General features: G+C 37.4%; 6 protein-coding genes and 4 tRNA genes. 6 read left to right on the top strand and 4 right to left on the bottom strand.

Going from position 1 to position 13,932, the window contains the following annotated elements:
- Nucleotide 1: 1 nt before the first annotated feature.
- Together nrdA and ubiG are read right to left on the bottom strand one after the other, a co-directional pair.
- Nucleotides 2-2,293: a class 1a ribonucleoside-diphosphate reductase subunit alpha gene (nrdA, locus tag DK866_RS00055; RefSeq protein WP_109407227.1), complete on the bottom strand. Its 2,292-nt coding sequence runs from the start codon at nucleotides 2,291-2,293 to the stop codon at nucleotides 2-4.
- Between the two features lie 348 nt (nucleotides 2,294-2,641).
- Nucleotides 2,642-3,379, bottom strand: a complete 738-nt coding sequence (ubiG, locus tag DK866_RS00045) for a bifunctional 2-polyprenyl-6-hydroxyphenol methylase/3-demethylubiquinol 3-O-methyltransferase UbiG (RefSeq protein ID WP_109407225.1) — start codon at nucleotides 3,377-3,379, stop codon at nucleotides 2,642-2,644.
- A gap of 172 nt (nucleotides 3,380-3,551) precedes the next feature.
- Here ubiG and gyrA point away from each other — a divergent pair, with 172 nt between their 5' ends.
- Together gyrA and rcsC are read left to right on the top strand one after the other, a co-directional pair.
- A complete protein-coding gene (gene gyrA / locus DK866_RS00040; RefSeq protein WP_109407224.1) occupies nucleotides 3,552-6,179 on the top strand; it encodes a DNA topoisomerase (ATP-hydrolyzing) subunit A in 2,628 nt (875 codons plus the stop codon).
- Nucleotides 6,180-6,371: 192 nt separating this feature from the next.
- Nucleotides 6,372-9,206 carry a two-component system sensor histidine kinase RcsC gene (rcsC, locus tag DK866_RS00035; RefSeq protein ID WP_109407223.1) on the top strand — a complete coding sequence of 945 codons (2,835 nt, stop codon included), beginning with the start codon at nucleotides 6,372-6,374 and terminating at the stop codon, nucleotides 9,204-9,206.
- A gap of 307 nt (nucleotides 9,207-9,513) precedes the next feature.
- Here rcsC and rcsB read toward each other — a convergent pair whose 3' ends face one another.
- Together rcsB and rcsD are read right to left on the bottom strand one after the other, a co-directional pair.
- Nucleotides 9,514-10,170, bottom strand: coding sequence for a response regulator transcription factor RcsB (gene rcsB, locus DK866_RS00030; protein ID WP_036935620.1), 657 nt, complete (start codon nucleotides 10,168-10,170; stop codon nucleotides 9,514-9,516).
- Between the two features lie 2 nt (nucleotides 10,171-10,172).
- Complete coding sequence (rcsD, locus tag DK866_RS00025; protein ID WP_109407222.1) at nucleotides 10,173-12,881, bottom strand: phosphotransferase RcsD; 2,709 nt, start codon at nucleotides 12,879-12,881, stop codon at nucleotides 10,173-10,175.
- 202 nt (nucleotides 12,882-13,083) lie between these two features.
- Here rcsD and DK866_RS00020 point away from each other — a divergent pair.
- The 4 genes from DK866_RS00020 to DK866_RS00005 all read left to right on the top strand — a co-directional run bounded on the left by DK866_RS00020 (nucleotide 13,084) and on the right by DK866_RS00005 (nucleotide 13,716).
- A tRNA-Ser gene (locus DK866_RS00020) sits at nucleotides 13,084-13,171 on the top strand.
- A gap of 6 nt (nucleotides 13,172-13,177) precedes the next feature.
- Nucleotides 13,178-13,253 (top strand) — tRNA-Thr (locus DK866_RS00015).
- A gap of 293 nt (nucleotides 13,254-13,546) precedes the next feature.
- A tRNA-Ser gene (locus tag DK866_RS00010) sits at nucleotides 13,547-13,634 on the top strand.
- A 6-nt stretch (nucleotides 13,635-13,640) separates the two neighbouring features.
- A tRNA-Thr gene (locus DK866_RS00005) sits at nucleotides 13,641-13,716 on the top strand.
- Nucleotides 13,717-13,932: the final 216 nt, after the last annotated feature.

Genomic DNA, 13,932 nt, shown 5'->3' with positions numbered 1-13,932 from the left:
ATTAAATTTTACACGCGCCGCCTTCACAATCTGAATCTTCCGTCTCAACGACTTCTTCCAGATCACCCTGTACATCATCTGCACCATCACGGGTGTTGTGATAATAAAGTGTTTTCACACCATATTTGTAAGCGAGCAGCAAATCTTTCAGCAGCTGGTTCATTGGAACCTTACCGCTAGGGAAACGAGTAGGATCGTAGTTAGTGTTCGCTGAAATCGCTTGGTCAACGAATTTTTGCATAATGCCCACTAACTGCAAATAACCTTCAATACTTGGCATTTGCCACAGTAATTCATAAGCGCCTTTCAAACGCTCATACTCAGGAACCACTTGACGTAAAATACCGTCTTTAGAGGCTTTAATACTGATATAACCACGAGGTGGCTCGATACCATTGGTTGCATTCGAAATCTGAGAAGAGGTTTCTGATGGCATCAGTGCAGACAATGTTGAGTTACGTAAGCCGTGCTCTTTAATGTCTTTGCGTAAGCCTTCCCAGTCGTAATGCAGAGGTTCTTTTGTCAGAACATCTAATGATTTTTTATAGGTATCAATAGGTAAAATACCTTCAGCATAAGTGGTTTCATTAAACCATGGGCATGCGCCTTGTTCTTTTGCTAATTCATTAGATGCTTTTAATAAATAGTATTGAATTGCTTCAAATGCACGATGAGTTAAGTTATTTGCACTACCGTCAGAGTAGCGAACACCGTGTTTAGCTAAGTAATAAGCAAAGTTAATAACACCAATACCTAAGGTACGACGGCCCATTGCGCCTTGTTTAGCGGCTAAGATTGGATAATCTTGGTAATCTAATAGCGCATCCAGTGAGCGAACAGCTAAACGAGCTAGCTCTTCTAAATCATCAAGATTTTCAATTGCACCTAAGTTAAAGGCTGACAAGGTACAGAGTGCAATTTCACCATTAGGATCTTTAATATCGTTTAATGGTTTAGTAGGTAGTGCAATTTCTAAACACAGGTTTGATTGGCGGATAGGTGCAATAGCCGGATCAAATGGGCTGTGTGTATTACAGTGGTCAACATTTTGAATGTAAATACGGCCCGTAGATGCACGCTCTTGCATCATTAATGAGAATAACTCAACCGCTTTAACTTGTTTTTGGCGGATGCTCTTATCTTTCTCATATTGTACATATAAGCGTTCAAATTCATCTTGATCGGCAAAGAAAGCATCATATAAACCAGGAACATCAGAAGGGCTGAATAAGGTAATATCCTGGCCTTTGATTAAACGTTCATACATTAATTTGTTTAATTGCACACCGTAATCTAAATGACGAACACGGTTATCATCGACACCACGATTGTTTTTCAGTACCAGCAGGCTTTCAACTTCTAAATGCCACAATGGGTAGAACAGTGTGGCAGCGCCACCACGAACACCACCTTGCGAGCAAGATTTTACCGCAGTTTGGAAGTGTTTGTAGAAAGGAATACAACCGGTATGAAACGCTTCGCCATTACGAATAGCACTGCCTAATGCACGAATACGACCCGCATTGATACCAATACCCGCACGTTGAGAAACGTATTTTACAATAGCGCTTGATGTTGCATTGATAGAATCAAGGCTATCGTCACACTCAATTAATACACAAGAGCTAAATTGACGAGTTGGTGTTCTGACGCCAGCCATAATTGGCGTTGGTAATGAAATTTTGAAAGTAGAAATCGCATTATAAAAGCGTTCGATATAGTCCATACGTGTTGCTTGTGGATAACGAGAGAACAAGCAAGCTGCAACTAAAACATATAAAAATTGTGCACTTTCGTAAATTTCGCCAGTAATACGGTTTTGAACGAAATATTTACCCTCTAGCTGTTTAACCGCAGCATAAGAGAAGTTCATATCACGTTGATGAACAATAAAGTTATTCATCTGCTCAAATTCTTCTTGGGTGTAATCTTCAAGAAGATGACGGTCGTATTTGCCTAGATCAACTAATTTTTTAACGTGCTCATAGAGCGTTGGTGGCTCAAATTGGCCATAGGCTTTTTTACGTAAGTTAAATACGGCAAGACGGGCAGCAAGATATTGATAATCAGGAGTTTCACCTGAAATTAAGTCTGCAGCAGCTTTTACCAGTGTTTCATGGATATCAGCAGTTTTGATACCATCATAAAACTGAATCTGAGAACGTAATTCAACTTGAGATACAGAGACATTTTCTAGGCCTTCAGCGGCCCAGGCGATTACACGGTGAATTTTGTCTAAGTCAATGCGTTCTTTATGACCATCACGTTTTGTGACGAGCAGGCTGTGATTCATGAGCGATGCACCTTTCTTGCATTAGTGCTACCTGAAATTTTATACCGCAAAAAAACGCTCCCGATGACAAAGAGTGTCAAGGAGTCTTGTGGTGTGAAATTTAAGGAAACACAATATATAGGGGTTGGTTCAAATGGTGATAACAAGATAAAGGTAATTGAGAGATTGATCAAGTGTACAAATCTGATTGTTTCTGTGGATAAATAGGGGATAAATTTTTTAATAACTGCCCGTACCCTGCATAAATACAGGCAGTAAGAAACTCAAATTCAGGTGACAATGATGTAAAGTCAATTTTAAAAAATGTGATCGTTTGATGTTTTATTAAACCAAATCAAACTTTCAGTTTCACGAATTCGAGTTATGTGTCGATTGTGTGTGCACCATATAATTCACATCGACGTTTGGCGCTAATCGGAATTTGTCAGTGATTGGGTTATAATGTAAGCCAATCATATTTTTGCTACGTAAGTCGGTTTCATCAACCCAACTGAGCAGTTCTGATGGACGAATAAATTTATTAGCATCATGTGTGCCCTTAGGTACCATATTTAGAATATACTCCGCACCTACCACCAGCATTAGCCATGCTTTTTTATTACGATTGATAGTTGAAAAGAAAACATGCCCACCTGGTTTTACTAATTTTGCACAGGCTCTTACAACAGATGAAGGGTCTGGAACGTGTTCTAACATCTCCATACAGGTAACAACATCGTAAGCTTGCGGGTTTTCATTTGCATGGTTTTCAACGGTATCTTGAATATAAGTCACAGGAATACCTGACTCTAGTGAGTGCAAGCGTGCAACTTGTAATGGCTCTGTGCCCATATCAAGGCCAGTAACTTCGGCACCGACACACGCCATACTTTCAGATAAAATACCGCCACCACAGCCAACATCGAGGACTTTTTTTCCAAATAAGCCGTCAGCGCGTTCTTGGATATAGTTAAGTCTTAGTGGGTTTATACGGTGCAATGGCTTAAATTCACCTTCAAGATCCCACCAGCGTGATGCGACGCTTTCAAACTTGTCGATTTCATGCTGATCCACGTTAGCATGTAAAGAGGTTGTTTTATCATTCATCAGAAAGTATTACTCCTATTTTCATATTGCCATGATTCTACCAACGTTAGACGGTGAAATCGAAGAGAATAGCGAAAGGATCATTAATTTAGTTGTTTCCTTTTTCCAAAAATTGGCGATTTGTGGTATAGTTCTAAACCTTTGAATCCGTAGTATGAGGGACAGTGGCTCCATGAGCGACATTGCCAGAGAAATCACACCAGTTAATATCGAAGAAGAGCTGAAAAGCTCATATTTGGATTATGCGATGTCTGTTATTGTAGGACGCGCATTACCCGATGTTCGAGACGGACTGAAGCCAGTACACCGCCGAGTTCTTTTCGCGATGAATGTACTAGGAAACGATTGGAATAAACCTTATAAAAAATCAGCCCGTGTTGTTGGGGATGTTATCGGTAAATATCACCCGCACGGTGACAGTGCTGTCTATGAAACGATTGTTCGTTTAGCACAGCCTTTTTCTATGCGCTACATGTTGGTTGACGGGCAGGGTAACTTCGGGTCAGTTGATGGTGACTCGGCGGCTGCAATGCGTTATACCGAAGTTCGTATGGCGAAAATCGCCCATGAACTGCTGGCGGATTTGGAAAAAGAAACGGTTGATTTTGTTCCTAACTATGACGGAACAGAACATATTCCGGCAGTTATGCCAACCCGTGTTCCAAACTTGCTAGTCAATGGTTCATCAGGGATTGCGGTGGGGATGGCAACAAACATTCCTCCACATAACCTAGGCGAAGTTATCGACGGCTGTCTTGCTTATGTTGATAACGAAGACATCACTATTGAAGAGTTGATGGAACATATCACGGGGCCTGATTTCCCGACTGCCGCTATTATTAATGGTCGCAGAGGAATTTTAGATGCTTACCGTACTGGTCGCGGAAAAATTTATATCCGTGCTCAGGCTGATATTGAAACTGATGAGAAAACCGGTCGCGAAACAATTATTGTGACAGAAATTCCTTATCAGGTGAATAAAGCGCGTTTAATTGAAAAAATAGCAGAGCTTGTTAAAGATAAACGCATTGAAGGTATCAGCGGATTACGCGATGAGTCTGATAAAGACGGCATGCGTATTGTTGTTGAAATAAAACGTGATGCTGTGGGTGAAGTGGTATTAAATCACTTATTCTCACAAACACAAATGCAGGTTTCTTTTGGTATTAATATGGTTGCGCTTCACCAAGGCCAGCCAAAACTATTAAATCTAAAAGAAATTATTTCTGCCTTTATTCGTCACCGTCGTGAAGTCGTTACTCGTCGTACAATTTACGAATTACGCAAAGCGCGTGACCGTGCTCATATCTTAGAAGCGCTGGCTGTTGCATTGGCGAACATTGATCCTGTTATTGAAATGATCCGCCAAGCACCAAACCCAGCAGAAGCAAAAGCAGCATTAATTGCACAACCTTGGGATTTAGGTAGTGTTTCTACCATGTTAGAGCGTGCTGGTGACAGCAATGTTGCTCGTCCTGAATGGTTAGAGCCACAATATGGTGTGCATGACGGTAAATACTATCTTACAGAACAACAAGCTCAAGCTATTTTGGATCTGCGTTTGCAGAAACTAACTGGTCTTGAACATGAAAAACTGTTAGATGAATACCGTGACTTATTGCTGCAAATTGCTGAATTACTGCATATCTTAAGAAGCCCTGAGCGTTTGATGGAAGTCATTCGAGAAGAGCTAAATGCGATTAAAGATCAATATAACGATCCACGCCGTACTGAGATAACTGAGAATACAGCAGATATTAATATCGAAGACCTGATTAATGAAGAAAATGTAGTTGTTACACTCTCTCATCAGGGTTACGTTAAATATCAGCCACTTACCGATTACGAAGCACAACGTCGTGGCGGTAAAGGTAAGTCTGCAGCAAGAATTAAAGAAGAAGACTTTATTGATCGCCTGCTGGTGGCTAACACCCATGACACCATTTTATGCTTCTCAAGCCGTGGTCGTCTCTATTGGATGAAAGTTTACCAGTTACCAGAAGCAAGTCGCGGTGCTCGTGGCCGTCCGATTATCAACTTATTACCTCTTGAGCAAAATGAACGTATTACGGCTATTTTGCCAGTGAGAGAGTATGAAGAAGGTAAGTTTGTCTTTATGGCAACGGCAAGCGGTACAGTGAAGAAAACACCTCTGCAAGATTTCAGTCGCCCTCGTAGCGCAGGTATTATCGCGGTCAACTTAAATGAAGGCGATGAGCTAATTGGTGTTGACTTAACCGATAGCACGAACGAAGTTATGCTGTTCTCTGCTGATGGTAAAGTGGTTCGTTTTGCAGAAGATTGTGTTCGTCCTATGGGTCGTACTGCGACAGGTGTTCGTGGTATGAAACTGAGTGGTGATGATAAAGTCGTTTCTCTGATCATTCCTCGTGGTGACGGTGATATTTTAACCGTCACTGAAAATGGTTATGGTAAACGAACTGCACAAAGCGAGTACCCAACGAAGAATCGTGCTACACAAGGCGTTATCTCTATTAAAGTGAGTGAGCGTAACGGTAAAGTAGTAGGTGCAATTCAAGTTGAAGAAACTGACCAAATTATGATGATCACCAATGCAGGTACATTAGTTCGTACTCGTGTTTCAGAGGTCAGCATTGTTGGACGTAATACACAAGGTGTTACCTTAATTCGTACAACAGAAGATGAGTTGGTTGTTGGCTTGCAACGTGTTGAAGATGAAGATGACGCATTAGATGATGATGAAGTTAATGAGGTTATTAACGAGACATCACCTGAAGAGTCGGGATCAGATTTAGCCGATGATGCAGATGAAGAATAATATTTATCATTATTGTGATGTATAAATAAAAGAAAGCAGGCATAATTGCCTGCTTTTTTTATGTGGTAGGATCAGAGTATCATCAGAAATAATTATCCTGATGATAAAGATCATATTATTCAGACATACAGTAACTTCTGCTAGAATAGAATAAGTTTCTTATGCGGTAGGAATATTGATTAGGGTGGTTGTTTGAGATATCTCTCGTCCTTTAAAACATCGTTAAAAATTTCCCGCTACCTTTTTCGCGTATTAGGTATCATGTTGTGGGCGATGGGGGCATTATTAACGATGTTTTACCTCATCAACATCTTTAATGATACTAAGTCAGATATTCGGCAAGAGTATAGTAATAACTACACTAATCTCCTCGGTTTTTTTCGACAAACTTCTGGCACTATCCGTGATTTACAATACCTCGCAGAACGTCATCAAGAGCAAATTAATTTAAATCCAGGTATAAAAAATTCATTATTTTATGAAGGACCATTTTCACTTCATAAACTCAATGAAACGGCGGACTGTGAATTATTTAAAGGACAAACCAATAACTATTTTCGTTCGTTTAACAGTATCTTATATTATTGGAAAGATAATACCCCTGCATTACAAGGAATAAACCAGGTTTTCATGGTAGGTTCGCACAGTATGTGCATGATTAACTTCCCTTTGCGCGCATCACCTGTAGATACTGAGATGTTGAAAAAAATGGTTTACGAAAATACACGTAACTACATTAATCAACGGGCGCAAGGCAAAGAAGTTAATCAATATTGGATAGTTCCAGATGCAAAAGGGGATAGTGGTATTTTATATGTTATGTCACCTGTTTATGCTTCTGGTAAATTTATTGGATTAATTGGTATTGAAAGAGCCATTCGCCTTGAATACTTCTCTCCTGCCAAAGACAGAGTAATTTCTATCCATCTTCTAAATAGCCGAAATACCACGGTATTAAGCTATCCTGCAGAAAATAATTATCGTTCAGTTAAGCAAGTCGCTGATGTGAGCGCACCTTATTTTGGTTTTGATGAAGATTTCAGTGACTTAGTTGCAAAACGAAAACTATTGCCATCCTCTTTTAGTGTGGTGTATTCATTACCACTCAAGCAAATTTTAAATGAATTTAAATTCACAATTTTTAATGCACTGATTTTAAATATTATTTCTGCCATTTTTATTTTTATTTTTGTGTGGATCTTCGAAAGAAAAATATTCTCACCAGCAGAAAATAATGCTTCCCGATTAGAAGAGCATGAACAGTTTAACCATAAAATTGTGGCATCGGCACCTGTCGGAATTAGTATCCTGAGAATACGCGATGGCATGATCATTTTAAGTAATGAATTAGCACATAACTATTTTCGGTTACTCAGTCACAGTGATAAGCAAAATATTTTATCTATTATTGCTGAAAAAAGTAGCAATATGGTTGATGTAGTGACGAATAACCGTAATCACTTACAAATCAGTTTTGTTAATTCACGCTATCAAAATGAAGATGTGGCTATCTGTGTTTTAGTGGACATTAGCGCTCGTGTCAAAATGGAACGTTCGCTACAAAATATGGCAACAGCGGCAGAACAAGCTAACCAAGCAAAATCGATGTTTTTAGCTACGGTGAGTCATGAATTACGTACACCACTTTATGGCATTATTGGTAACTTAGAATTATTACAATCCTTTGCACAAAACGATGATACAAGTCGATTATTAAAAACGATGGATAACTCCTCATCATTACTGCTAAAAATTATTAGTGATATTCTCGATTTCTCAAAAATTGAATCTAAACAATTAAAGATTGAGATTAAACCGTTTAATTGTCGCCAAGTACTCTCTTTTGTTATTTCTAACTATTTACCCTTGATTGCGAAAAAAGATTTAGCTATCTACTGCTTTATCGAACCAGATGTACCTAAAATTGTAAATAGTGATCCTGTTCGGGTACAACAGGTTATTTCTAATCTATTGAATAATAGTATTAAATTTACTACAACAGGGTGTATCACCTTACATCTTTATAAAGATGAGTATTACCTGTATTTTGATATTCATGATACAGGACGAGGGATTGGTGAGAAGGCATTACATGAGCTTTTTGAGCCATTCTTCCAGGTTTCACAAAATACAGAAAGCGCATCTGAAGGTACAGGATTAGGTTTAGCTATTTGTGAAAAACTAATTAACTTAATGGATGGCGATATCAGTGTTGTTTCACAAGAAAATATTGGTAGCCGATTTACAGTTCGAATACCACTTTATGGTGCGTTAGAAGAGAATGAACTTGCTACCGAAAAGGATATTTATAAAGAGAGCACCGTTCGTTGTTTTATTGATATCAAAAACCTTTATTTAGAAGGGTTTATTGGGCGATACCTCAATTACTTTGGGTTGAACTGTGAATTATTAACAGAAGAAACAACACTCTCTTCAACGGATTTTATTATCACGGACTATGATTATCCGAGAGAGCATCATTGCCAATTTATTAGGCTCAATGAACATTACCTCGAACCATCCAAAAAAATAGCAGAAAACATATGGGTATGTAGTACTTATAAACTAAATGAATTAACAAAAATAATACTACAACTACCACAAAATAAAGTTGAAGCAAATTGTGTTGATATGGTTGAGTTGAATACCGATTGTGGTTTACAAGCGTTGACCATCTTGATTGTTGATGATCATCCAATAAATCGCTTATTGCTGACCGATCAACTGAAAAAAATTGGTTTTAACACAGCAACTGCAGAAGATGGGTGTGATGCATTAGCCTATTTAGCGAAAAATCATATCGATATCATTCTAACTGATGTCAATATGCCAAATATGAATGGTTATCAGCTTGCAACTCACATACGAGAAATGGGGAGTGATATGCCAGTAATTGGTGTAACAGCGAATGCGATAGCAGAAGAAAAGCAACGTTGTATTGATGCCGGAATGAATGATTGTGTGTCTAAACCGGTATCACTTTCCATCTTAAGAGAAGTTCTGGTAGGACATATACCTAAAAAGTAGTTTATGTAGCCACCATAAAAATAAACAAATAGAAAAGAGATTAATTTATTAATCTCTTTTCTATTTGTTAAGTAATAACAATATTAACTGCATGTATAAGATAGACATAAAGAATGATATCGTAAATAACACATCCTATAGCTTCTAAGGCATTATCAGACAAAAGATGAGTGTAGGGTATATTACATCCGTTTAGCGCTTAGCGGGGGGGGTGGCGCGGGAGAATAAAGACAAAAAAGCAGAGAAGCTCCCAAAATAGGTTGAGCTTCCTGATTTTATCGGTACTGCAAACAGTCGCTTGAAAAAATTAATCTGGGCCGTTAATTTCCTTATCAATAGTTACTGATGATAGGTAATTAAGTAATGCAATATCGTTATCAACACCCAGTTTCATCATTGCTGATTTTTTCTGGCTACTAATCGTTTTAATACTACGATTAAGTTTTTTTGCGATCTCAGTGACGAGAAAGCCTTCAGCAAATAATCTTAGTACTTCACTTTCTTTAGGTGACAAACGTTTATCGCCATAACCATTTGCATTTACTTTCTCAAGTAGTTTCGCGACACTTTCAGGCATAAATTTCTTGCCTTTTTGCAACGCTGCCAATGCTTTTGGTAGATCCGTTGGAGCACCTTGTTTAAGTACAATACCTTCAATTTCAAGATCAAGGACAGCACTTAAAATAGCTGGGTTGTTATTCATGGTAAGTACAATAATCGACAAATTCGGGTAATGTCTTTTGATGTACTTAATTAGGGTAATACCATCACCATACTTATCACCAGGCATAGATAAGTCAGTAATTAATGCATCTGCATTTAACTTAGGTAAGTTATTGATAAGTGACGTTGAATCTTCAAACTCACCAACAACATTGACCCATTCAATTTGTTCTAAAGATTTACGAATACCGAATAAAACGATTGGGTGATCATCGGCAATAATAATATTAAGGTTATTCATGTTTAATTGTTACCTTGCTGCAGCAACTGTTGAATCCATTTATCCAGTTGAGTGATACGTTCTTTGATCTCTAATTCATTATGATTTTTTATGTCATGCTCTAAATATTCACAGCTTTCTCTGAGATATTCTAAATCTAACATGGCAAAAACCCCTTTTAGACGATGAGCTGTCTGGGCTAGAGAATAAAAGTCTTTATTTGTTGCTTCTAAGTGTAGTTTCTCAACATCAATAGGAACAGTACTGATAAATAATTCCTTATAATCACTACCATTCAACTTCTTCCTATAATTATTAAGAATTACTTCGTAATTATCAAGGTTATTATTTTCATCCAAAATACTCTCTTCAGTTGTATCTAGAGAAAATGACTCATTTTCTTCAATTAAATAAGTAATAGCTTCTATTAAAGGATCACCGAAGTTAAAGTTACACTTTATTAAATTTTTTGATATTTTTTCAAATCCAACAATAGAGCTCATTAATAATATTGTTGGAGACTCTGGACTATCATCCGGAGTATCTTTAAGTATGATATCGTATTCGGGATAAAGATTCTCTCTATTTTTATCAAAGTATGTCGCGCCGTATTTATCAAGTTGTCGGCAGATGATTTTTTCTATTTCAGGGTTTTTTATGGCGAGTTTTGCGCTTATTCCTTCCAATAATACGTTAAAAGTTCGTTCTTCCGTATCTATATGCTGGTATGGGAGTGCAATCCGGAAATGAGAACCAATACTTTCTTGGCTCTTAATTGTTAACTCACCCTGAATTTTATTACATAACAAATGACATAAATAAAAAATAATCCCAGAATTGGAGTAATATTTATCTCCCATCGCTTGTCCGAGGAATGGGTATTTTATATTAGCAATGTCTTGTGGTGTTAGCCCACTTCCACTATCAATAATATCAATAAGTATTTCTTCTTTATCTTTATTTTTAACTAAATTTAAATTAACAGTTATTTTTCCATAGTTAGTCGTACTAATGGCATAATTAATCAATGATAAAATAATCTTACTTAATGCTGGCCCATCATTAATTAAAAGTAAACCAGGCCTTATATTATTATGGAAATAAAGGGTTAAGCCTTTTCTTATCATAAATGGTGATGCAGTTATCAAAATAGATTCAACTAATGTTGAAAGCTCAAATTCATCTTTGTGAATTTTCCATTCTTGATTTTCTAACTTATTAATTAACGTAATATTTTCTATCCATTCGGAAATGTAATTTGTTTTTTCTAATAATAAGTTAAGCAATTGCTGATGCGTGCTTTCGGGCAATAGTTCTTTGAATTGATAAACCATCTCATTTATATCTTTAATCGGACGCATTAATTCTAATGACATATTAGATAAGATCTTACGTCGCGCGATGGTATTTTTTTCATATTCTTGCTGTGCAAGTTGTAATTTTTTATTGATAAGTGCTTCATTGTCTTTATTCAGAAATATGAATAATGACGTATTGTCAATATTGCTGTTATTGCTGGTTCTAATCTCATAAATCTCATTATTGATCGCTGTTTGGATTAAACCATTATGCTCAATCGCCATCTGTCGGATCTTTGATAAATCGATATGAGGTAATAGTTTTTCAGCATGGCTGTTGCTAATAATTTTATGGTTAGAGGAAAAGTTGTATACCAATAAGCCGATAGGAAGATTAGAAATAATGTCGTTAGTCATCTCTTCTTTGATGCGTAGATTACGAGTCATTGAGATGTACGGGAAAACATATTTGTTACGTATATAGATGTGTCCGAAAACAGAAACTGAAATAAAGGCAAGTAGGCTAATTAACAACCAGATGTTTTTATAAGCAATCTCTTTGATAATGAGTTTCAACGGATATTCATAAGAGAGTGAATAGGGAATGCCCGCAATAGGTTGAGAAAAAATCAAAGAAGAGCCATCGGTTGAAATTTCAATACTGTTTTTATCATAGACCGACTGTTGGCCTGTTGGCAGTAATCTCAAGTAGTGTGGTGATAGTTCTGAGGGTAAAAAATTATTGATAGGTAAATCAAAAGCGACCACGCTTGTAAGTTGCCCTGGCACATTAAACATAATGCGGTAGGTATAGTAATAGATATTTTCTGTAGACATCTTTCTAATAGGAGAAAGACTCTCTTTTTCATCTAAAGCGGTTGATTGCATCAGCAGCTCAGAACGTTTGTTCTCAGCGGTTAACGTCAGGTAGCTTTCTTTGTAACGAATTTCTGGTTTAAGCACAGAGTGGGTCGTAATTAAGATAAGATCATTTCCTTTACCATTTAGATAATAAAGTGAACTGTAATCATTACGTACACCCCAGATAATTTCGAGTGAATTTGCAAAGCGTTGTGCTAGCTGGAACGTTTGTTCGTTAGGTTTACCAAATATAATGGCATCTATAGTTTGATCCCGACCTTCAAGCCAAAAGACATCAGAGCGTAGTTTTATTGGAGTCAGTGGTAAGGATGGGAAAAAGGCCGTGTCTGATATTTTATTTGATAACTGAAAAAGCTGATTAGAGTGATAACGGTAATCTTCAACCTGCAAAGCAAATTTATGAGTCGTGTTGTTGATAGCATTCTTTTTACTATCGAGCCAAGTATCAAAATAACTGTAAGCGTATAAAAAAAGTGATATGACCATAAAAAGAAGAAACAGGACATATAAGCGAGTTAGTGTATTTGGCTTGAGTTGGTTCAATGTACGCATTCAGTTTGCGAGCCTTTAAGAGACAATGTAGTTAAAAAAGAAAAGTTGAATAAACAATCACCATTATTCAGCCATTATATTAACAGGTTATCGCTTTAAAAGGGATATTCGAATGAACTTTGAGCAAACAAACAAAAAAAATAGATTTTTTTACAATAGAAGCTAGACAGCGAGGTCATAGATAGGCATAATTCCGCGCTATGGAAGGATGGCCGAGTGGCTGAAGGCAGCGGTCTTGAAAACCGCCGATGGGAAACCATCCTAGAGTTCGAATCTCTATCCTTCCGCCAGAATTAGCCGGCTTAGCTCAGTTGGTAGAGCAACTGACTTGTAATCAGTAGGTCACCAGTTCGACTCCGGTAGCCGGCACCATATAAGAACCCGTTATCTCGCAAGAGGTAGCGGGTTTTTTCTTACCTGTATTTTATTTATCCTCATATTGCTATCATCAACTTTTTAAGTTTTTTTCCTTCTCTGTTGTTCCATATCTCTCACAATACCTTCTTGTTTATTATTTTAAATTATCAAAATTTAACCACTATATTAGTGGTTTAGCATTTTTTAAGCAAAAAAAGACTGAGAATTGAGCAAACGGATAAAAAAGTCATTTTTTTTACAATCAGGACTAGACAGCAGGGTCAGAGATAGGCATAATTCCGCGCTATGGAAGGATGGCCGAGTGGCTGAAGGCAGCGGTCTTGAAAACCGCCGATGGGAAACCATCCTAGAGTTCGAATCTCTATCCTTCCGCCAGAATTAGCCGGCTTAGCTCAGTTGGTAGAGCAACTGACTTGTAATCAGTAGGTCACCAGTTCGACTCCGGTAGCCGGCACCATATAAGAACCCGTTATCTCGCAAGAGGTAGCGGGTTTTTTCTTTGGTCAAATCTTAATGCTAAAGTATATATGTACTAAAAAACACCACATTAATAAATGAACTGCACCCCAAAAGTTGGACACCAACTTTGGGGTGTTTTTCTATGGCTAAATATTCTCTTGATTTTAAACTAAATGTGATTAATTTTTATCTCGAAGGTAATGGTTTTCTATCA

It is taken from the genome of Proteus genomosp. 4 str. ATCC 51469 (assembly GCF_003144375.1).
Lineage (GTDB): Bacteria > Pseudomonadota > Gammaproteobacteria > Enterobacterales > Enterobacteriaceae > Proteus.
Note: the sequence above shows the minus strand (reverse complement) of the source record. Positions and strands in the feature narration are given on the sequence as shown.